This window comes from Myxococcus sp. MH1 (genome assembly GCF_059738865.1).
In genome coordinates this window covers 6538011-6557278 of sequence record NZ_AP026947.1, presented here as the reverse complement: position 1 = coordinate 6557278, position 19268 = coordinate 6538011, and the positions used below count along the sequence as shown (strand labels likewise).

At 70.8% G+C, this 19268-nt stretch carries 18 protein-coding genes and 1 riboswitch; of the genes, 9 read left to right on the top strand and 9 right to left on the bottom strand.

The features are described from left to right. Positions 1-16 precede the first annotated feature (16 nt). The 6 genes from AC6JA9_RS25515 to AC6JA9_RS25490 all read right to left on the bottom strand — a co-directional run bounded on the left by AC6JA9_RS25515 (position 17) and on the right by AC6JA9_RS25490 (position 6500). Complete coding sequence (locus AC6JA9_RS25515) at positions 17-1951, bottom strand: M56 family metallopeptidase (protein WP_408891712.1); 1935 nt, start codon at positions 1949-1951, stop codon at positions 17-19. Continuing rightward, positions 1951-2343 (bottom strand): BlaI/MecI/CopY family transcriptional regulator, encoded by a 393-nt coding sequence (locus AC6JA9_RS25510; protein ID WP_046714442.1) that lies wholly within the window; start codon positions 2341-2343, stop codon positions 1951-1953. The genes AC6JA9_RS25515 and AC6JA9_RS25510 overlap by 1 nt, the downstream gene beginning before the upstream one ends. A gap of 108 nt (positions 2344-2451) precedes the next feature. Continuing rightward, positions 2452-3876, bottom strand: coding sequence for a sigma-54-dependent transcriptional regulator (locus AC6JA9_RS25505; RefSeq protein ID WP_408890074.1), 1425 nt, complete (start codon positions 3874-3876; stop codon positions 2452-2454). 16 nt (positions 3877-3892) lie between these two features. Continuing rightward, positions 3893-4393 carry an OsmC family protein gene (locus AC6JA9_RS25500; protein WP_223747616.1) on the bottom strand — a complete coding sequence of 167 codons (501 nt, stop codon included), beginning with the start codon at positions 4391-4393 and terminating at the stop codon, positions 3893-3895. A gap of 119 nt (positions 4394-4512) precedes the next feature. Further along, positions 4513-5919: an SLC13 family permease gene (locus tag AC6JA9_RS25495; protein ID WP_408890075.1), complete on the bottom strand. Its 1407-nt coding sequence runs from the start codon at positions 5917-5919 to the stop codon at positions 4513-4515. 149 nt (positions 5920-6068) lie between these two features. After that, on the bottom strand, positions 6069-6500 hold the full coding sequence (locus tag AC6JA9_RS25490) for a CBS domain-containing protein (protein WP_074954787.1): 432 nt from the start codon (positions 6498-6500) through the stop codon (positions 6069-6071). A gap of 222 nt (positions 6501-6722) precedes the next feature. Beyond that, positions 6723-6833: riboswitch (TPP riboswitch) on the top strand. Positions 6834-6880: 47 nt separating this feature from the next. Between AC6JA9_RS25490 and thiC the strand changes: the two genes are divergently transcribed. Together thiC and AC6JA9_RS25480 are read left to right on the top strand one after the other, a co-directional pair. Next, on the top strand, positions 6881-8755 hold the full coding sequence (gene thiC / locus AC6JA9_RS25485; RefSeq protein WP_223747618.1) for a phosphomethylpyrimidine synthase ThiC: 1875 nt from the start codon (positions 6881-6883) through the stop codon (positions 8753-8755). Positions 8756-8894: 139 nt separating this feature from the next. Beyond that, positions 8895-9284, top strand: coding sequence for a DUF4870 domain-containing protein (locus tag AC6JA9_RS25480; RefSeq protein ID WP_223747619.1), 390 nt, complete (start codon positions 8895-8897; stop codon positions 9282-9284). 96 nt (positions 9285-9380) lie between these two features. On the opposite strand, the gene moaA is transcribed toward AC6JA9_RS25480, so the two are convergent. The 3 genes from moaA to thiO all read right to left on the bottom strand — a co-directional run bounded on the left by moaA (position 9381) and on the right by thiO (position 12984). Then, positions 9381-10388 (bottom strand): GTP 3',8-cyclase MoaA, encoded by a 1008-nt coding sequence (moaA, locus tag AC6JA9_RS25475; protein WP_223785215.1) that lies wholly within the window; start codon positions 10386-10388, stop codon positions 9381-9383. A 67-nt stretch (positions 10389-10455) separates the two neighbouring features. Beyond that, the gene (locus AC6JA9_RS25470; RefSeq protein ID WP_223747620.1) at positions 10456-11697 is read right to left on the bottom strand and encodes an HD-GYP domain-containing protein; all 1242 of its coding nucleotides are present in this window, start codon (positions 11695-11697) and stop codon (positions 10456-10458) included. Positions 11698-11865: 168 nt separating this feature from the next. Then, complete coding sequence (thiO, locus tag AC6JA9_RS25465) at positions 11866-12984, bottom strand: glycine oxidase ThiO (protein WP_223785152.1); 1119 nt, start codon at positions 12982-12984, stop codon at positions 11866-11868. A gap of 301 nt (positions 12985-13285) precedes the next feature. Here thiO and hisG point away from each other — a divergent pair, with 301 nt between their 5' ends. Genes hisG through hisF form a run of 7 tightly spaced genes read left to right on the top strand, consistent with a single transcriptional unit; the run spans position 13286 to position 19087 of the window. Then, a complete protein-coding gene (gene hisG, locus AC6JA9_RS25460) occupies positions 13286-14146 on the top strand; it encodes an ATP phosphoribosyltransferase (protein WP_141332745.1) in 861 nt (286 codons plus the stop codon). Beyond that, the gene (gene hisD / locus AC6JA9_RS25455) at positions 14146-15453 is read left to right on the top strand and encodes a histidinol dehydrogenase (RefSeq protein ID WP_370642012.1); all 1308 of its coding nucleotides are present in this window, start codon (positions 14146-14148) and stop codon (positions 15451-15453) included. The genes hisG and hisD overlap by 1 nt, the downstream gene beginning before the upstream one ends. Beyond that, positions 15450-16490 (top strand): pyridoxal phosphate-dependent aminotransferase, encoded by a 1041-nt coding sequence (locus AC6JA9_RS25450; protein WP_267700593.1) that lies wholly within the window; start codon positions 15450-15452, stop codon positions 16488-16490. The genes hisD and AC6JA9_RS25450 overlap by 4 nt, the downstream gene beginning before the upstream one ends. Further along, positions 16487-17080 (top strand): imidazole glycerol phosphate synthase subunit HisH, encoded by a 594-nt coding sequence (gene hisH, locus AC6JA9_RS25445; protein WP_497957972.1) that lies wholly within the window; start codon positions 16487-16489, stop codon positions 17078-17080. Before AC6JA9_RS25450 ends, hisH begins: the two co-directional genes overlap by 4 nt. Continuing rightward, positions 17077-17793, top strand: coding sequence for a 1-(5-phosphoribosyl)-5-[(5-phosphoribosylamino)methylideneamino]imidazole-4-carboxamide isomerase (locus tag AC6JA9_RS25440; protein ID WP_248545193.1), 717 nt, complete (start codon positions 17077-17079; stop codon positions 17791-17793). The genes hisH and AC6JA9_RS25440 overlap by 4 nt, the downstream gene beginning before the upstream one ends. Continuing rightward, positions 17790-18326, top strand: coding sequence for an imidazoleglycerol-phosphate dehydratase (locus AC6JA9_RS25435; protein WP_248545192.1), 537 nt, complete (start codon positions 17790-17792; stop codon positions 18324-18326). The genes AC6JA9_RS25440 and AC6JA9_RS25435 overlap by 4 nt, the downstream gene beginning before the upstream one ends. Then, positions 18326-19087: an imidazole glycerol phosphate synthase subunit HisF gene (hisF, locus tag AC6JA9_RS25430; RefSeq protein WP_223747625.1), complete on the top strand. Its 762-nt coding sequence runs from the start codon at positions 18326-18328 to the stop codon at positions 19085-19087. The genes AC6JA9_RS25435 and hisF overlap by 1 nt, the downstream gene beginning before the upstream one ends. Positions 19088-19268: the final 181 nt, after the last annotated feature.

Here is a 19268-nt window from a genome sequence, read left to right as displayed (position 1 = left end):
GAGGCTTCACGTCACTTCAGAAGCCGGCGACGGGAGGCGTCACCACGCTGGACGCGGAGACGCTCGCGCAGAGGATGCAGGCGCTCTGGCTGGAGCCGTCCGCGCGCTTGCCGGGCTTGTCCGCGCTGGCGAGCTGCTGGTCCCTGCCGCCACCGGGCTCGTTGGTGAACCAGATGTCGAACTCGTAGTGCACGGGCACCGGCTTGCCGTCGAGCGTCGCGGGCTCGTAGCGCCACGTCGTCAGGGTGCGGATGACGCCTTCCTCCAGACCGGAGAGGCTCTGCAGCGACTTGCAGTTGGTGACGCTGCCCTCGGCGGTGATGGTGCACCGGGTGACGATGGAGCCCTTGGGGACGGCGGAGATGCGCGAGCGCAGGTTCTGGGTGATGTCCTGGAAGGCGAGCCGCTGCCCGGACACGAAGCGGGGCGGGGTGATGCCGGGCCCCAGCGTGAAGGCGCCGTCGTCCTCTGGTTGGGGACGGGGCGGCGTCGGCGCGGCGGGCGGCGTCGTGGCCGGAGTGAGCGCGGGCAGCGCCGCGGCCATCACCTGCATCGAGATGCTGTCGTGCTCCACCTGCGCTTCGTCCACCGGGGCTTCGTCCACCGGCGTCTCGTGGCTCTCCACGGCCACGGCCTCGGAGGGGACGGCGGGCTCCACGTCGAGCGGGTAGGGCGTCCTGGGGAGCTGCGTGCGCGCAATCCCCTGCGTGTCGGGGATGAGCAGCGGCCGGGGGCTGGACTCGCGCGCCTTGCGAGGCGCGGTCGAGACCTTGTGGAGCACGCGCGTCGGACGGCTGGGCGTCTTGGAGGTCAGGTCGAGCGGGAGGATGCGGGGCGCCGGAGCCACCAGGGGCCGATGCACGGGCGGGGTGACCTCCGTGAAGGCGCGCTCGTGCTTCGCCACCGGCGCCACGTCCAGGGCCTGGGGCGCCACGGCCATCGCCGTCATCGGCACCTGTGAGGAGCCCAGCGCCACGGCGAGCGCCGCGCCACCCAGTCCACTCACCAGCCGCCACGAGCGACGAGGCGCCCGCGTGTCGGGGACCGACAGCAGCCGCCGGATGCGGCCCAGCAGCGAGCCCCCATCCGCGCCCAGCGCGAGCAGCGCGGACGGCGGCGCGCGCAGTTGCTCGATGTGCGCCAGCGCGCGGGCGTAGAGGACTGCGTCGCCACACGACTGCACGGCCTGGTCATCGGCGCAGTGCTCGCGCTCCTCGCGGATGCGGTGGGACAGCCACCAGACGGCCGGGTGGTAGAACAAGAACGTCTCCACCAGCGCCTGGAGCAGGTTGACCAGGTAGTCGTGCCGCTGGATGTGCGCGAGCTCGTGGGAGAGCACCGCCTCCAGTTGCTGCGGCGACAGCCCGGTGATGGCCCCCGCGGGCACGAGGATGAGCGGACGCCACAGGCCGATGACCTGGGGCACGTCGATGCGCGTGGACGCCATCAGCCGCACGGGGCGCGACATCCGCAGCTTCGCGAGCGCGCGCTCCATCGCCTCGCGCCAGACGCTGTCGGGCTCGCGGGTGTGCAGCCTCGACAGCCGCTGCGCCGCGTACCAGGAGACGAGTGTCCGGGCCGACAGCAGCAGCACGCCGGCGCACCACGCCGGCAGCAGCCAGGGCCGCAACAGCTCCAGCCAGGTCATGGTGACCTCGGCCGTGGGCGCCAGGTCCGCCACCACGACCTCGCGGGCCACCGCCGCCGGAGCGAGCGCCTGGGGGGCGAGGCCCAACGAGGCCGCTGCGGCCGGACCCTCCATGAGGGCCCTCAGGAAGGTCACGAGCGGCAACACCGCCATGGTCGCGAGCCCCAGGCACGCGACGACATAGCGCCCCTTCGCCGAGCGGCGCGACATCATCGCCAGCAGCCCCGCCACGACGAGGGCCACCGCGCCGCCCTGCCAGACGAAGTCGATGAGGGCCCGTTCCAGCGCGTCCAGCACGTGCATCACTTCCCCCGCCTCTCGTGCTCGTCCAGCAGCTTCCGGATCTCCGCCAGCTCCTGCGCCGAGGCCCGCTTCATCGACAGGGCCTGGGCGACGACGCTCGACGCCGAGCCCCCGAAGGCGCGGTCCATCAGGTCTCGCAGCAGGTCACGCTGCGTGCGCTTCTGGCTGAGGGCCGCCTCGTAGACGTGCGTGCGCTCACTCTCGTCGCGCTGCACGAGCCCCTTCTCCGTCATGTTCTGGAGGAGCTTGAGGACGGTGGTGTAGCCGGTGTCCTTCTCCTGCGTGCCTCGGAGGGACTCATGCACCTGCCGCACGGTGCTGGGCCCCAACTGCCAGAGGACTCGGAGGATGGCCAGCTCGGCGCGCGTCGGCTGCGGTGGAACGGGCGTCATTCGCGAAAGTATTACGACGTATGTCGTATCTGTCAACGACACTCGTCGTAGATGTCCAGGGACGGGACACCGCGTCAGCGCGGGAGGACGGGGGGCCCGGGGCGCGGCTCAGGACTCCGCGGCCAGGTCCGGGCCGTTGGGCTCGTCGCCGTCGAGCCGGGCGGGGGCGCCGTCCGACTGGGCGCCGTACTCCTTGAGGCGGTACTGGATCTTGCGCACGCTGATGCCCAGCACCTCCGCCGCGCGCGAGGTGGAGCCCTGCACCATCTCCAGCGTGCGCAGGATGGCCTCCCGCTCGATGGCGGCCAGCGTGGCGCCGGGGATGAGCGAACCCTGGCTGGTGCCCGAGGGCCGGGGGCCGCGCAGGACCGGGGGCAGGTCGTCGGTGGTCAGCTCCTGGCCCTGGGTGAGCACCACCGCGCGCTCGATGGCGTTCTCCAGCTCGCGGATGTTGCCCGGCCAGTCGTGCGCGAGCAGGGCCTGGAGCGTGCCCGGGGCCAGCCCCCGGACCTGCTTGCCGTAGGAGTCGCCGTACTTCTCCAGGAAGTGGTTCACCAGGGCGGGGATGTCGCTCTTGCGCTCGCGCAGGGCCGGGAGCGTCACGCTGACGACATTGAGCCGGTAGTAGAGGTCCTCGCGGAAGCGGCCCGCCTTCACCTCCGCGGCCAGGTCGCGGTGCGTGGCGGCCACGATTCGCACGTCCACCTTGAGCGTCTGGGTGCCGCCCACGCGCTCCAGCTCGCGCTGCTGGAGCACGCGCAGCAGCTTCACCTGCACGGTGGGGGAGATCTCCCCGATTTCATCCAGGAACAGCGTGCCGCCGTCGGCCAGCTCGAAGCGGCCCTCCTTGCGCGCGATGGCGCCGGTGAAGGCGCCCTTCTCGTGGCCGAACAGCTCGCTCTCCAGCAGGTTCTCGGACAGCGCGGCGCAGTGCACGCGGATGAAGGGCTTGTCGCGGCGGGGCGACTCCTGGTGCAGCGCCTGGGCGATGAGCTCCTTGCCCGTGCCGGACTCACCCAGGATGAGCACCGTGGCGCGCGTGCTGGCCGCGCGGCGGATGACGTCGTAGATGCCCTGCAACTGCGGCGACTCGCCGATGATGTCGTGGAAGCGCCGCACGCGGGTGCGGACCTGGTCCCTGAGCGCCTCCGCCTCCTGGCGCAGGCTGCGCTTCTCCAGGGCCTTGGACAGGGTGACGAGCACCTGGTCCGCGTCCAGCGGCTTGAGCAGGAAGTTGTCGGCGCCGGACTTCATCGCCTCCACCGCCATCTCCACGCTGGCGAAGGCCGTCATCATGACGAACGTGGCGTCGCTGCCCTGCTCGCGCGCGGCGCGCAGCAGGCTCAGGCCGTCCATCTTCGGCATGCGCACGTCGGTGAGCACCACGGCGGGGGAGAAGTCCGCCACGCGCGCGAGCGCCTCGGCGCCGTCGGCGGCCTCGGCCACGTCGTAGCCCTCCTCGTTCAGGATGGTGGCGATGGCTTTGCGGGCGTTGTCCTCATCGTCGACGACCAGGATGCGCTGTGCGGACATGGGCGGGGGCTCGGGGTCAGGGGAGTGCGAGACTCGTGGGTTCGCGAACGACGGGGCGGGCGGCGCGGGCGTGCCACGTCTCCACCACGGGCTCGATGCGCGGGGATATCTGGATGACGGAGCTGGGGAAGCAGTGCGCGGGCAGCTCCGCGAAGATGCGGCGTACCACCTCCGCCTCCGCATCGGTGGCCACGGCCACGTGGGGGCGGACGATGATGTCGGTGAGGTGCGGCGCCTGGCCGGGGCTCGCCACCAGCCGGGCCACCGCGCAGCTCTGGTAGAAGAGGATGGACACCTCCGCTTCGCGCGCGCGCTCCAGGAAGGCCAGCAGCGTGCGGCCCTCGACAGCGCCCACCAGCAGCGTCTCCGGGGCCCAGCGGCCGGCCTCCGTCGCGCCTGGCTCCACCAGGGGCAGGCCGATGGGAACGGGGGGCGCACGGTCGCTCGTCAGGACGGCACCGTGGTCGCCTTGCCAGTAGAGACGCGTTTCGTACTCTGTGACGGTAACGGACGTCATGGGCGCTCCTCCCGCAGAGCCTTGTGCCGGCATTGCCCCTTCAACCCGTGTGCCGGGACAGTGCTTCATGGTGGACCCAGGCTTCGTCCTGGAGTCCTGGAGGGGCGGGCGAGGGTAGCTCATGGCAGCCCGAAGATTCGCAGGACCCAGGGGCCTGTCGCGCTGACCAGCAGACAGCCGGCCACCATGAGGGGAAGTCCCAACCGCAACAGCTCCGAGGTCTCCAGTCCTTCTCCCGCGGCCATGGCGTTGGGAGGGGTGCTGATGGCGAAGGGGATGCCGAAGGCGCACCCCATGGCGACGAGGATGGGCGTGGACGCGGAGGGCTCCACGCTGAGCGCCAGCGGCATGAGGAGCGCGGCGGTGCCGGTGTTGCTCATGAGCGCGGACAGCGCCGCGGCGACGACGACGAGCGCGCCGAGTCGGGCCGACGGGGGCCAGGCTGCAAGGCTCGCGCCGTCGAGCGCGTGGGCCACCAGCCCCGAGTGCTCCAGCAGCTTTCCCAGCCCCAGCCCTCCGGCGATGAGCAGGAGGGTGGACCAGTCGAGCTTCTTGAGGTCCTCGCGTTCGAGCAGGCCCGTGCCGAAGAGCAGCGCGGTGGCTCCCAGGGCGACCACGGGAGCGGGCACGCCGTGCACGGGCTCCGACAGCCAGGCCACCACGCACGCGGCGCTGACCCAGAGGACCTTCCGGCCTCGGCCATCCAGCGGACGTGTCACCTGTGCGGGCAAGGACAGGGTGCCGCCCAGGCGGAAGCGCAGCAGCACCAGTCCGAAGCCCAGCACGAGCATCAGCGCCGTGAGGGGCAGGGCGAACGCCATCCAGCCCGCGAAGGTGACGTGCGCGTAGGCGCTCGCGGCGGACACCGCGAGGGCGTTGGGGCCGCTGCCCACGGGCGTGGCCATGCCGCCCAGGTTCGCGCCCAGCGCCACGCCCGCGAGCAGGGCGGGCCGCAGGGACGTGCCGGGAGGCGAGGTGTGGAGGACGGGACGGAGCGCGGCGAGCATCATCGCCGCCGCGGCGACGTTGGACATCCACATGGAGAGGAAGGCCACGCCGCCCATGACGAACAGGAGGAGTAGCCGGGGGCGTCCGCGCGACAGGCGCACCACGTGGCCCGCCACGGCGGAGTCGAGGCCGTGACGCATCGCCGCGACCTCGAGCGTGAAGCCGCCCAGGAAGAGGATGAGCACGGGGTCCGCGCACCAGGTGAGCACGGACGAGAGCGCGTAGTCCTTCCCCAGCGGACCGAGCACCACCGGCGTCGCCCCGAGGAGCAGGAGGGTGGGGACGAACGGCGGGACCAGCTCGGTGAGCCACAGCACGAGGCAGACGCCGGCCACCAGCACCGTGCGCGACGCGACCTCGCCCTGCACCCCGAACGCGGACAGCCACGCCACCGCACCCAGCCCCACCAGTGCCAGCGCGGGCCGCACCCAGCGCCGCCCGGGAGGCAGGGGCGCCGTGTCGGGCGCCGGAGAGGTGTGGGCCTCGGCTTCACGTATCGAGGCGAGGGGAGCGTTCATGGTGGGAGTCGGTTGCGCGGTGGAGCGAGGGCCCGCGTCGGGGGCGCGTTCGTGGCCGAGGCCCATCGACGCGAGGGCGCATCGTCGGACCCGGAAGGCGCCCCGCGAGGGAGCAGCCGACGTGGCACTGCGGCCCCACGTCGAAGAACTCAGGCGTTGAACTCGCGCGCCAGCTCGCGGCGGTCCTTGTCCTCGATGAGGTGTTGCGCGTAGCGCACCAGGTCCGCCTCGGTGATGAGGCCCAGCAGCGTGCCGTCGCTGCTCACCACCGGCAGGCAGCCGAACTTGTTGCGCAGCATCATCACCACCGCGTCGCGCAGGGAGGCCTCGGGCGCGACCGTCGTCACCTCGCGCGTCATGATGTCCGCGGCCCACAGCGGCTGCGCGGCCGGATCATTCGCGCTCGTGGCCGCCGCCCGCAGCAGGTCGCGGTGGGTGATGAGCCCCACGAGCTTCCCCTGGCGCACCACGGGCAGATGCCGGATGCGGTGCAGCCGCAGCAGCTCTTCCGCCTTGCCCAGGTTCTGTGTTTCCTTGAGCGTGACCACCTCGCGTGTCATCAGCTCTCCGACGATCTGCATGTGTGGCGCTCTCCGGGTGAGTGTGGATGCCTCCAGGAGGCATTGCAGGACGGGGGCCAGCCCCGGTTCCCTCGGGCAACGGTGATTGCGGCCTGTGGCGCGCGCAAGGTTTGCGCGTCGAGGGGTCGTCCCGCATTCCTTGCGCCTGACTGTTCGCCGGTCGGCGCCTGGCTCCGCCCCCAGTCCGGGTTGAACCCCGTCCCCATGTGCGCTAGATGCTCACCCAGTCGCTAGGGGTGCCCCTTGGAAGGGGCTGAGACGGCCGCGCGGCGCGGCCAACCCTTGGAACCTGAACCGGGTCATACCGGCGGAGGGAAGCGGCCCGAAGCTTCCTTCCGGAGGCTTCGTCTGCCTTCCCGCCCGTCCTCGAGGAGAGAGAGATGAGCGGAGCATCCAAGAGCCTGAAGGTCGATGGGAAGCTGTTGGAGGGCATCAGTCGAGGCCCCCTCCCTGCCTCCCGCAAGGTGTACGTGAGCGGGGCGCTGCACCCGGACGTGCGCGTCCCCCTGCGCGAGATCTCGCAGACCCCCACGCGGCATGGCCACGGGCCGGACGCGCGGCAGACGCCCAACCCCCCGGTGCACGTCTATGACTCCAGCGGCCCGTACACGGACCCGGAGGCGGACATCGACCTGCGCCGGGGCCTGGCGGCGACGCGCGAGGCGTGGATCCACGCGCGAGGCGACACGCGCGAGCTGGAGGGAATCACCTCCCAATACGGCCTCCAGCGCGAAGCGGACCCTCGGCTCGCGGGGCTGCGCTTCGGCCACCGCCGCAAGCCGCGCGTGGCGCGCGCGGGCAGCAACGTCACCCAGCTGCACTACGCCCGGCGCGGCGTCATCACCCCGGAGATGGAGTACGTGGCGCTGCGGGAGAACCTGCGCGTGGAGGCGTCGCTCGCCGCGCAGCACCCCGGACACTCGTGGGGCGCGGCCATCCCGCGCGTCATCACCCCGGAGTTCGTCCGCGACGAGGTGGCCCGGGGCCGCGCCATCATCCCCGCGAACATCAACCACCCGGAGCTGGAGCCGATGATCATCGGCCGCAACTTCCTGGTGAAGATCAACGCGAACATCGGCAACTCCGCCGTCACCTCCTCCATCGAGGAGGAGGTGGAGAAGATGGTCTGGTCCATCCGCTGGGGCGCGGACACCGTGATGGACCTGTCCACCGGGCGCAACATCCACGAGACGCGCGAGTGGATCCTCCGCAACGCGCCGGTGCCCATCGGCACGGTTCCCATCTACCAGGCGCTGGAGAAGGTGGGCGGCAAGGCGGAGGACCTCACCTGGGACATCTACCGCGACACGCTCATCGAGCAGGCCGAGCAGGGCGTGGACTACTTCACCATCCACGCCGGCGTGCTGCTGCGCTACGTGCCCCTCACCGCCAGGCGCCTGACGGGCATCGTCAGCCGAGGCGGCTCCATCCTCGCCAAGTGGTGCCTCGCGCACCACCAGGAGAACTTCCTCTACACGCACTTCGAGGAGATCTGCGAGATCATGAAGGCGTACGACGTCAGCTTCAGCCTGGGGGACGGGCTGCGGCCGGGCTCCATCGCCGACGCGAACGACGCGGCGCAGTTCGGCGAGCTGGAGACCCTGGGCGAGCTGACGAAGATCGCCTGGAAGCACGACGTGCAGACGATGATCGAAGGCCCGGGCCACGTGCCCATGCACCTCATCCAGGAGAACATGACGAAGCAGCTCGCCGTGTGCGGCGAGGCGCCGTTCTACACGCTGGGGCCGCTGACGACGGACATCGCGCCCGGGTACGACCACTTCACCAGCGGCATCGGCGCGGCGATGATTGGTTGGTTCGGCACCGCGATGCTCTGCTACGTGACGCCCAAGGAGCACCTGGGGCTGCCGGACCGTGACGACGTGAAGGAGGGCGTCATCACGTACAAGATCGCCGCCCACGCCGCCGACCTGGCCAAGGGGCACCCGGGCGCCCAGGCGCGCGACAACGCCATGTCCAAGGCCCGCTTCGAGTTCCGCTGGGAGGACCAGTTCAACCTCGCGCTGGACCCCGAGCGCGCCCGCGCCTTCCACGACGAGACGCTGCCCGCGGAGGGCGCCAAGGTCGCCCACTTCTGCTCCATGTGCGGACCCCAGTTCTGCTCCATGAAAATCACCCAGGACGTTCGCGACTACGCCGCGAAGACCGGAGTTTCCGAGGAGGCGGCGCTGGGGGCGGGGATGGAGGCGAAGGGGGAGGAATTCAAGAAGGCGGGAAGCGAGTTGTATCGCTGAGCAAGAACCCCGGAATCGAGGGCGTCAAACGACGCGGTGCCTCACCTGTCCGAGACGTGACAATCAGAGTGTGTGCATGCCATGGTAGGTGGGCATGGGCGCGGCGTTCGCGCCCTCGATGATCGGGAGGGGAGACTTCATGGAGACTCCGCCGCGGGAACAAGTGGGTTCGTACATCACCGGCACGCCGATGCCGACCCAGGACGAGAAGACGATGGCGCTGATTGCCCATATGGGCACCATCCTGGGCAACTTCGTGGGACTGGGCTTCGCCGTTCCGCTGGTGCTGATGCTGACGAAGGGCAAGGAGTCGTCCTTCATCCGCGAGCACGCGGTGGAGTCGCTGAACTTCCAGATCACCATCTTCATCGCGGCGGTGGTGGCCTCCATCACCCTGTGCGTGGGCATCGGCTTCGTGCTGCTGCCCATCGTCGGCGTGGTGGCGCTGGTGTTCTCCATCATCGCCGGCCTCAAGGCGAACGAGGGTCAGCTGTACAGGTACCCGTTCGCCATCCGGTTGGTGAAGTAGTCCAGCGCGGGGCTCCCCATGGGAGCTCCGGTTGCACCGGGCGGGTCATGCGCGAGTCGCGCGGGCCCGCCCGTCGTGTTCCTGGGGGGCACGGCCTCAGCCGCCGATGCCCATCATCGACAGCAGGGTGGCGCCGTTGCCGGGCTCGGTGAAGCGGTGGCCCTCCGGCTTGTCGCCCAGCGCCGCGCGGATGGCGCGCGCCAGCTCCACGTCGGTGGCGCCTCCGCGGATGAGCTGGTGCAGCGGCGCCTGCGCGCGTCCTCCCAGGCAGCTCCTCAAGTCCCCGTTGGACGCCACGCGCACGCGGTTGCAGCCGCCGCAGAAGTTCTGCGTGAGCGGTGAGATGAACCCCACGCGGCCCCCTGGCGCGCGCCAGTACCGCGCGGGACCGGAGGTGATGGAGTCCGCGGCCGCGCCCGTCTCCTCGGGCTCCGGTGACAGCTCGAGGCCCTCGCCGCGCAGCCGCTCGATGAGCTCCGCGGTGGGCACGGGCTTGCCCTGTCCGAAGGGCATCAGCTCGATGAAGCGCGGCGTGATTCCCCGCGCGTGCGCGTACTCCACCAGCGCGCGCGCCTCGTCGTCGTTCACCCCGCGCATCACCACGACGTTGAGCTTGAGCGAGCCGTAGCCGACCTGGGCCGCGCGGTCGATGCCGCGCAGCACCGCGTCGAAGTCACCCTGCTTGGAGATGCGCCGGAACGTCTCCGGAGACAGCGTGTCCAGGCTGAGGTTGAGCTGGTCCACGCCCGCCTCGCGCAGCGGCGCGGCCAGTGACTCCAAATGGCTGGCGTTGGTGGTGATGGCCAGGTGCTGGATGCCGGGGATGCCGGAGATGCGCCGGGCGACCTCCAGGATGTCCGGGCGGATGAGCGGCTCGCCGCCGGTGAGCCGCACGCGACGGATGCCCAGGGCCGCGAAGAGGGCGGCGATGCGCCCCAGCTCCTGCGCGTCGAGCAGGTCCTTCTTCCCGCCCCACGACGCGGGAGAGCAGTACGTGCAGCGGAAGTTGCAGCGGTCCGTGATGCTCAGCCGCAGGTACGTCATGCGGCGCCCCTGCGCATCCAGCAGGGGCGCAGCGAGTGGATCCGTCTGGAGGGCGGGCATCGTCACGGGCGGCCTGACCTCTTAACAGCCGGCTGGCGGCTGTTCATCTCATTCCCCGACGACGGGCTCAGCCTTCACTGCCTGTCGCCGAGCGGATGACGCTGACCTTCGGCTCGGTGGGCTCGCTCGTCCCCGAGCGCGGGGCGGCGGGGACGTTCTCCAGCTCGTCGTCCAGGTCCGTCAGGCGGGCGAGCTCCGCCTCGGCCTCGTTCGCCTCCTGCTCCGCCACGGGGAGCTGGAGCTTCTTCTTCTTCATCTCCTCCTTGATGTGGATGAGCCCTTCCTCGCCGATGTCGAGGAACGCGCGCACCACCTCCGGGTCGAACTGCGTGTTCGCGCAGCGGCGGATCTCCTGGATGGCGTTCGCGAACGTCGTGCCCTTGCGGTACGGCCGGTCGCTCGTCATCGCGTCCAGCGTGTCCGCCACGGCGAAGATGCGCGCGCCGATGTGGATCTCCTGCCGCGACAGGTTGCGCGGATAGCCCGCGCCATCCCAGCGCTCCTGGTGCGACAGCACGATGGCGGACGGCGTGGACAGGAACGGGATGGCCTGGATCATCTGGAAGCCGATCTCCGGATGCTTGCGCATCTCCAGCCACTCGTCCGGCGTCAGCTTGCCCGGCTTGAGCAGCACCGCGTCCGGCACGCCAATCTTGCCGATGTCGTGCAGCAGCGCGCCGCGGCCGATCTCCTCCAGCTCCTTGCCTTGGATGCCCATGCGCCCGGCGATGGCGGACGTGTAGCTGACCACGCGCTGCGAGTGGTCGCTCGTCTCGTGCTCGCGCGCGTCCAGCGCGGCGACCAGGGCCAGCAGCGTGTTCTGGTAGGTGTTGGCGATGTTGTGCAGCGCGCTGCGAAGCTCCGCGGTGCGATCTCGCACCTTGCGCTCCAGCTTCTTCTGGTAGCGCTTCCTCGCCATCTCGATGCGGCGCTTGGCGAGCGCCCGCTCGATGGCCCGGATGAGGTCCGTCAGCTTCGGTGGCTTGAGCAGGTAGTCCACCGCGCCACGGCGCAGACAGTCCACCGCGGACTCCGTGTCCCCATAGCCGGTGAGCATGATGACGGACGTGTCCGGCAGCCGCTCCCGCAGGTTCTCCAGGAGCCAGAGGCCGTCCTTGCCCGGCATCTTCATGTCGCTGATGACGAGCGGGGTGTCCTCTTCGCCCGCCACGTCCAGCGCCATCTCGGCGCCGCTCGCGACGACGCAGTTGTAGCCCTCTTCACGCAAGAGGACCGAGATGACGTCTCGCACGGAGTCGTCATCGTCGACGATGAGGATTCGGGGTGGTGCAGGGGGGATGGCTTCCACGGCGGGAGATTCTAGAGGTTTCCGGGTTTCAATGGCGAATGAGTCAGGGAAATTACCACCTTCCTCCACTTGCAGGTTGACAGTCCAGTGCGGCGGTCCAGAAGGCGACCCTGGCAGGCAGAGCGGGCAAGCGGGCGGAGCCCATCGGGCAGGTGGGATGCAAGGCGTTCAGGCGCGGGCCCGGGTGCCTCCCCGGTCATAGCGGAAGGGGGCGAGGTCCAGGGTGGTGCGCTCCCCGAGGACGGCCTGGGCGACGAGCCTGGCGGTGATGGGGGCCAGGAGGATGCCGTTGCGGAAGTGGCCGGTGGCGAGGAAGAGGCCGGGCGTGGGCCCCTCGCCCAGGTAGGGCCGCTTGTCCTCCGTCCAGGGACGGAAGCCAGCCCACGTCTCCGTGATGGGCGCCGAGCCCAGCTCCGGGCACAGCTCCAGGGCCATGTCGAGGATGCGCGCCAGCCCCGCCGCGGTCACCTGCTTGTCGAAGCCCACCAGCTCCATGGTGCTGCCGGCGATGACGCGCCCGTCCGCGCGCGGCACGACGTAGCCCTTCTCCGAGGTGAGGACGCGCTGCAGCAAAGGCAGGCGCGTCTGGAGCTGGATCATCTGTCCGCGCGCGGGGCGCACCGACTTCGCCTCCACGCCCGCGCCCTGGACCAGGGAGGACCACGAGCCCGCGGCGAGGACGATGGCGTCCGCGCGCAGCACCTCGCCATCCAGGTCCACGCCCACCGCGCGGCCGTCCTCGTGGACGATGCCGCGCACGTAGCCGCTCCGGAACTCGGCGCCCACGCGCGCGGCGGCCATCGTCAGCGCGCGCACCAGCAGCCGGTTGTCCACCTGGTGGTCATCCGGGAAGTGCGCGGCGGCCACGGCCCGGGCGGACAGCTTCGGCTCGAGTGCTCGCGCCTGCTCTCCGTCGAGAAGCTCCGCGCGCAGGCCCATGCCGCGCTGCCACAGGACGGTGGCCTCCAGGTGATGGACGCCGGTGTCGGCGAAGGCGACCTTGAGGATGCCGCAGGGCTTGTAGGCGATGTCCACGCCGGACAGCTCGCGCAGCTCCTCGGCGAAGGCGGGGTAGAGGCCGCGGCTGCGCAGGCACAGGTCGAGGAAGGGGCCCGGACCGTCCGACTCCATCTGGGGGGCGAGCATGCCCGCGGCGGCGCTGCTGGCCTCGGCGCCGGGGATGGAGCGCTCCAGGACGGTGACGCGCGCGCCCGCCTGCCGCAGGCGCAGGGCGATGCCGCAGCCCATGATGCCCCCGCCCACGATGATGACGTCCGAGACTCGCATGGCCTTGCTTCCTGCTCGCCCCGTCGAGGGTTTGCAAGCGGCATGACGCAGGTCGAGTTGACGGCGGGGCACCTTTGCCATTACTGATGGAGCCGTGCGTCTCTCTTCCGTGCATCCCCATCATGCGCATCATCGGCTCGGCCCCGACGGGACCGTTCGCCATGCGCATGCCTGGGTGAGCCACTAGACGCACCACCCTCCCGGCACCTGCCGCAGCGACCGAAGGCCCGTCCCCCCTGGACGGGCCTTTTTTCGTTTCCGCGCGGCCACCGTTCCCCCGCAGTCCCCCGCAGGTCCACCCATGTTGCTGAAGATCGCTCTTCCCAACAAAGGCCGCCTCTCCGAAGAGGTCCGTGAGCTTTTCAACGATGCGGGCCTGGAGGTCCGCGCCCGAGGCGAGCGCGCGCTCACCGCGTCGCTCGGCGGCGAGTTCGAGGCCATCTTCGTCCGCGCGCAGGACATCCCGGAGTTCGTCGCGGACGGTGCGGCGCACGCGGGCGTCACCGGCTGGGATTTGGTGAACGAGGCGGGTCGTGAGCTCGAGCACCTGATGGACCTGGAGTTCGGACGCTGCCGCCTGGTGGTGGCCGCGCGCGAGGAGAGTGGAATCAGCCACGCCAACGACGTGCGTGACGGCATGCGCGTCGCGTCATGCTTTCCGCGTCTGACGCAGGACTACTTCGCGCGCCGGGGGCAGAGCGTCACGGTGGTGCCCGTGTCGGGCGCGGCGGAGATCGCGCCGCACCTGGGCATCGCGGACATCGTCGTGGACCTGACGTCCACCGGGTCCACGTTGAAGATGAACGGCCTGCGCGAGGTGGCCACCGTGCTGGAGTCCAGCGCGCGGCTGGTGGCGTGCCAGGCGAACGTGCCGGAGGCGCGGAGGAAGCTGGAGGAGCTGAAGCTCGCGCTCGGCTCGGTGCTCGCGGCGCGGGGCAAGCGCTACCTGATGGCGAACGTGCCGAAGGACGAGCTGCCCCGGGTGCGTGAGGTGTTGCCGGGACTCAACGGTCCCACGGTGGTGGACGTGCTGGACGGAGGCCGGTTCGTCGCGGTGCACGCGGTGGTGCCGGCGAAGACCATCTACCGCACCGTCAACGCGCTGAAGACGCTGGGGTGCGAGGGCATCCTGGTCACGCGCATCGAAAGGCTGGTGGCGTGATGATGTCGCTTCCTTCGTTCCTGCGGTACCGGGGGCCGCTGGCCAGCCTCTCGCGTCAGGACCGTCAGCGGTTGTTGGAGCGCGGTGGGGACGTGGACACGCGCATCGCTGCGCGGGTGCGGGAGCTCATCGCGAAGGTCAGGCTGGACGGGGACTGGGCGCTGTTCGAGATGGCGCGGCAGTTCGACCGGGCGGAGCTGTCCTCGCTGGAGGTGCCCCGGGCGCGCTGTGAGCAGGCGCTCGCGTCGCTGGAGCCCTCGGTGGCGCGGGCGTTGGAGCGCGCGGCGCGCAACATCGCTCGGGCCCACGAGGCGCAGAAGCCGCGCGCGGTGGAGGTGGAGACGGAGCCGGGGGTGTTGGTGGGACGCAGGCCCGACCCGCTGGGCCGCGTGGGCGTGTACGCGCCCGGCGGGCGAGCGGTGTATCCGAGCAGCGTGTTGATGGGCGTGGTGCCCGCGAAGGTGGCGGGCGTGGGGGAGGTCATCGTCTGCTCGCCGCCGGGGCCGGATGGCCTGCCGCACCCGAGCGTGCTGGCGGCGGCGGTGCTCGCGGGGGCGGACCGGGTCTTCGCGTTGGGGGGCGCGGGCGCGGTGGCGGCCATGGCGTACGGCACGGAGAGCGTGCCCCGGGTGGACCGCATCGTCGGGCCGGGCAACGCGTACGTGGCGGAGGCCAAGCTCCAGGTGGTGGGCGCGGTGGCCATCGAGGCGCCGGCGGGACCGAGTGAAATCCTCGTCGTCGCCGACGAGACGGCGAGCCCCGAGGCGGTGGCGCGGGAGATGTTGGCGCAGGCCGAGCACGACCCGGATGCCGCGTGCGTGACGGTGGCGCGCGGTGAGGGGGTGGCGGAGGCCGTCGCGGAGCAGGTGCGTCGGCTGGCGGAGGACGCGAAGCGGCAGGAGATCGTCGCGGCGGCGCTGCGCTCCCGGGGCGCGGTGCTGAGCGTCGCCTCGCTGGAGGAGGCGTGGCCGTTCGTGGCGGACTTCGCGCCGGAGCACCTGTTGCTCGCCACGGCCGCGCCCTCCGCGGACCTGGCGAGGGTGCGCAACGCGGGCACCGTCTTCCTCGGTGAGCGCTCGTCGGTGGCGTACGGCGACTACATGACGGGCTCCAACCACGTGCTGCCCACGGCGGGGCTGGCGCGGGCGTACTCGGGCCTGAACCTGCTCGACTTCTACCGGTGGACCACCTACCAGCGCGTGGAGCGCGCGGCCTCCGAGGCGCTGGCGGAGGACGTGGGACTGCTCGCCGACAGCGAGGGGCTGTTCGCGCACGCCGACGCCGCGCGTGCCTGGAGGGGCGCATGATTCCCCTGCGCGAGTCCTTCCGGGACATCCCCCTGTATTCACCGCCGAAGCGGCCGTGTCGCGTGGACCTGAGCGACAACACGAACCTCTTCGGCGTGCCTCCCGCGGCGGAGCGGGTGCTGCGCGAGTCCCGTCCGGAGTCACTGTCCCGTTACCCGCGAGGCTACGCGCCCGACCTGCGCAACGTCCTCGCTTCTCGGCTCGGTGTCGGTGTCGGGTGCGTGACGACGGGCTGTGGCTCGGACGACGTGTTGGACAGCGCGCTGCGCGCGTTCCTGGAGCCGGGTGAGGTGCTCGCGTTCCAGGACCCGACGTTCGTGATGATGCCGCTGTTCGCGAAGGTGAACGGCTTGAAGGCGGCGCCGGTGCCCCTGCGCGCGGACTTCGACGTGGACCCGGAGGCGCTGCTGGCCACGGGGGCGAAGGTCATCTACCTGTGCTCGCCGAACAACCCCACGGGCACGTCGCTGTCCCGCGCGGCGGTGGAGCACGTGGTGGAGAAGGCGCCGGGCATCGTCATCATCGACGAGGCCTACGTGGAGTTCTCCTCGGCGCCGGACTTCCTGGGCCTGGCGCGCACGCGGCAGAACGTGCTGGTGACGCGGACGTTCTCCAAGGCCTATGGGCTCGCGGGCATGCGGGTGGGCTGGGGCGTGGGCAGCCCGGCGCTCATCGCGGAGGTGGAGAAGGCGCGCGGACCGTACAAGCTCACGACATTGGCGGAGTCGATGGCCGTCGCCGTCCTGCGCGAGGACCGGATGTGGGTCGAGGCCCAGGTGGTCGAGGCACGGAAGAATCGTGAACATCTCCGCGCGGAATTGATGTCGATGGGGCTGTCGCCGCTGCCCTCGGAGGGCAACTTCCTGATGGTGCCGATGCCGGACGCGCTGGGGGTGGCCCAGCGGATGCGTGAGCGGGATGTGAACGTGAGGGCCTTCCAGGGGCTGACCGGCGTGGGGGATGCGCTCCGGATCGGCAGTGGACCGTGGCCCATGCTCGAGGCGGCGCTCGTGGCGCTGCGGGAGTCCTTGCGATGAGAGTCACCCTGTTCGATTACGGCGCTGGAAACCTGCACTCGCTCTCGAAGGCCCTGGCCATGGAGCCGGGCGTGGAGGTCCACGTCGAGGAGGACCCACGCCGGGCAGTGGACACGGATGTGCTCGTGTTGCCCGGTGTGGGGGCGTTCGGTCTCGCGGCGGCGAGGCTGGCGCAGGGGCGGGACACGATGCGTCTGGCGCTGGAGCGAGGGTTGCCGTGCCTGGGCATCTGCCTGGGGATGCAGCTGCTGTTCGACTCGAGCGACGAGGGGGCGGGGAAGGGGCTGGGCTACTTCGCGGGCCACGTGCAGCGACTGGCGGCCCGGCGGGTGCCGCATATCGGCTGGAACCAGGTGGACGAGGACAGCACGTTGTCCGGAGCGAAGCTGGACACCGTGTACTACGCGCACAGCTACGTGTGCCGGGTGGCGGACCCGTCGCTCGTCACCGCGTGGACGACGCACGAGGAGGACCGCTTTCCCGCGGCGGTGCGCCGAGGGAAGGTGGTGGGTGTGCAGTTCCACCCGGAGAAGTCGTCGGCCTCGGGTGTGGCCTTCGTGCGGGCGTTCCTCCGTGAGGTGCGCTCATGAGGGCCATCCCAGCCATCGACCTGCGCGAGGGGGCCTGTGTGCAGCTCGTCGGAGGCTCGTATGACGCGGAGCGGGTGCGAGTGGATGACCCGCTCGACGCGCTTCGGCACTGGCGTGGCTTCGGCTTCCGTTCCTTTCACGTCGTCGACCTGGACGCGGCGCTGGGGCGTGGCTCCAACGCTCGGGTGGTGACGCGACTCACGTCGCACGAGCCGGGGCTCGCCTTCACGGTGGGCGGGGGTGTCCGGGACACCGCGCGGGTGACGGCGCTGCTGGAGGGAGGTGCCTCGGGGGTGGTGGTGGGCACGCGCGCCATCGAGGACGCGGGGTGGCTGGCGGAGGTGACGGAGCGCTTCCCGGGGCGCGTGGTGGTGGCGGCGGACGTGCGCGGGCGGGAGGTGGTGACGCGAGGCTGGACGGCGGGGAGTGGCAGGACGCTGGACCAGGTCCTCGCGGTGCTGGAGCCCCTGGCGCTCGGTGGGCTGTTGGTGACGGCGGTGCACAAGGAAGGACAGCTGGAGGGCGTGGACCTGTCCTTGATGCGCGAGGTGGTGGAGCGCAGTCGTCATCGGCTCTACGCGTCTGGGGGCGTGACGACGATGGACGACCTGCGCGCGCTGGCCTCGGCGGGGGCGTACGGAGCGGTCATCGGCATGGCGCTGTACACGGGACGACTGGATGCGCGTGAAGTCGCGCGGGAGTTCGCGGAATGACCCTGGTCACTCGGGAGACGAAGGAGACGCAGGTGCGCGTGGAGGTGTCGCTCGGTCGCGGGCAGACGCAGGTGGACACGGGGCTCGTGTTCTTCGACCACATGCTCTCCACCTTCGGGCGCTACGCGGGGCTCGACTTGAAGCTGCATGCGCGGGGTGACCTCAAGCACCACCTGATGGAGGACGTGGCGATCACGCTGGGGACGGCGGTGCAGCGGGTGATTCCCGCGACGGCGGCGCGCTTCGCGGAGCGGACCATTCCCATGGACGACGCGCTGGTGCAGGCGTGCCTGGATGCCGGGGGACGCTTCTTCTACGAGGGCCCGCTGAAGAACCGGCTGTACGAGCACTGGATGCGCTCGTTCTGTGAGCACGCGAAGGTGACGCTGCACCTGCGGGTGCTGCGTGGGAAGGACCGTCACCACGTGACGGAGGCCGCGTTCAAGGCGCTGGGGCTCGCGCTGCGGGACGCGATGGTGGATGGCGGCACGGTGTTCAGCATGAAGGGCTCCGTGGCCCTGGAGGTGACGTGATGCTCACGCGACGACTCATCGTCTGTCTGGACGTGAAGGGCGGCCGGGTGGTGAAGGGGGTCCGCTTCGAGGGGCTTCGCGACGTCGGCGACCCGGTGGAGCTGGCGCTGCGCTACGAACGGGAGGGCGCGGACGAGGTGACGTTCCTCGACATCTCCGCGAGCGCGGAGGAGCGCGAGACGCTCTGGGATTTGGTGCGGCGCACGGCGGAGCAGCTGTTCATTCCGCTGACGGTGGGCGGCGGCGTGCGCACGGTGGAGGACGTGGGCCGGGCGCTGCGCTCGGGGGCGGACAAGGTGAGCATCAACTCGGCGGCGGTGGCTCGGCCCGAGCTGCTCACCGAGTGCGCAGAGCGCTTCGGAGCCCAGTGCGTGGTGGCGAGCATCGATGCTCGCAAGGAAGGAGAGCGCTACCGCGTCTACACGCATGGAGGGCGAAGGCCGACCGAGCTGGACGCGGTGACCTGGGCCCAGGTGTGCGTGGCGCGTGGGGCAGGGGAGGTGCTGCTCACGAGCATCGACCAGGACGGCGCGCGTTCGGGCTACGACCTGGAGCTGACCCGGAGGGTGGTGGACGCGGTCGCCGTGCCCGTCATCGCCTCGGGTGGCGCGGGCAGCGCGGAGCACGTGAGGGACGGGCTCACGCGAGGTGGCGCGGACGCGGCGCTGGTGGCGGGCATCCTCCACGATGGGCTCACGACGGTGGGCGCCATCAAGTCGCTCCTGCGCTCGAGCGGCCTGCCGATTCGGAGCACGCCATGACCCGGACCTTTCGCTGCGCGATGCGCGTGTCCGAGGCGCGATGTCTTCCCGACATCGATGCCGCATCGAGGAACACCATCACCCGGTTGCGCCGCGCGAGCCCGCGCCCCGAGGGTTGGCTGCCAGCGGCGGTGCTTCGCTCAAGCCCCTCCGGTCGCTTCGGACGAACACCGTGGGAAAC

What these genes read in the sequence shown, in the direction of transcription:
- AC6JA9_RS25495 (WP_408890075.1), bottom strand. Translation starts at nt 5,919, where the DNA reads ATGAACGCTCCCCTCGCCTCGATACGTGAAGCCGAGGCCCACACCTCT.
- AC6JA9_RS25515 (WP_408891712.1), bottom strand. Translation starts at nt 1,951, where the DNA reads ATGCACGTGCTGGACGCGCTGGAACGGGCCCTCATCGACTTCGTCTGG.
- AC6JA9_RS25500 (WP_223747616.1), bottom strand. Translation starts at nt 4,393, where the DNA reads ATGACGTCCGTTACCGTCACAGAGTACGAAACGCGTCTCTACTGGCAA.
- hisG (WP_141332745.1), top strand. Translation starts at nt 13,286, where the DNA reads ATGTTGCTGAAGATCGCTCTTCCCAACAAAGGCCGCCTCTCCGAAGAG.
- thiO (WP_223785152.1), bottom strand. Translation starts at nt 12,984, where the DNA reads ATGCGAGTCTCGGACGTCATCATCGTGGGCGGGGGCATCATGGGCTGC.
- AC6JA9_RS25480 (WP_223747619.1), top strand. Translation starts at nt 8,895, where the DNA reads ATGGAGACTCCGCCGCGGGAACAAGTGGGTTCGTACATCACCGGCACG.
- AC6JA9_RS25490 (WP_074954787.1), bottom strand. Translation starts at nt 6,500, where the DNA reads ATGCAGATCGTCGGAGAGCTGATGACACGCGAGGTGGTCACGCTCAAG.
- AC6JA9_RS25435 (WP_248545192.1), top strand. Translation starts at nt 17,790, where the DNA reads ATGACCCTGGTCACTCGGGAGACGAAGGAGACGCAGGTGCGCGTGGAG.
- hisF (WP_223747625.1), top strand. Translation starts at nt 18,326, where the DNA reads ATGCTCACGCGACGACTCATCGTCTGTCTGGACGTGAAGGGCGGCCGG.
- thiC (WP_223747618.1), top strand. Translation starts at nt 6,881, where the DNA reads ATGAGCGGAGCATCCAAGAGCCTGAAGGTCGATGGGAAGCTGTTGGAG.
- AC6JA9_RS25440 (WP_248545193.1), top strand. Translation starts at nt 17,077, where the DNA reads ATGAGGGCCATCCCAGCCATCGACCTGCGCGAGGGGGCCTGTGTGCAG.
- hisH (WP_497957972.1), top strand. Translation starts at nt 16,487, where the DNA reads ATGAGAGTCACCCTGTTCGATTACGGCGCTGGAAACCTGCACTCGCTC.
- AC6JA9_RS25510 (WP_046714442.1), bottom strand. Translation starts at nt 2,343, where the DNA reads ATGACGCCCGTTCCACCGCAGCCGACGCGCGCCGAGCTGGCCATCCTC.
- AC6JA9_RS25505 (WP_408890074.1), bottom strand. Translation starts at nt 3,876, where the DNA reads ATGTCCGCACAGCGCATCCTGGTCGTCGACGATGAGGACAACGCCCGC.
- hisD (WP_370642012.1), top strand. Translation starts at nt 14,146, where the DNA reads ATGATGTCGCTTCCTTCGTTCCTGCGGTACCGGGGGCCGCTGGCCAGC.
- moaA (WP_223785215.1), bottom strand. Translation starts at nt 10,388, where the DNA reads ATGCCCGCCCTCCAGACGGATCCACTCGCTGCGCCCCTGCTGGATGCG.
- AC6JA9_RS25450 (WP_267700593.1), top strand. Translation starts at nt 15,450, where the DNA reads ATGATTCCCCTGCGCGAGTCCTTCCGGGACATCCCCCTGTATTCACCG.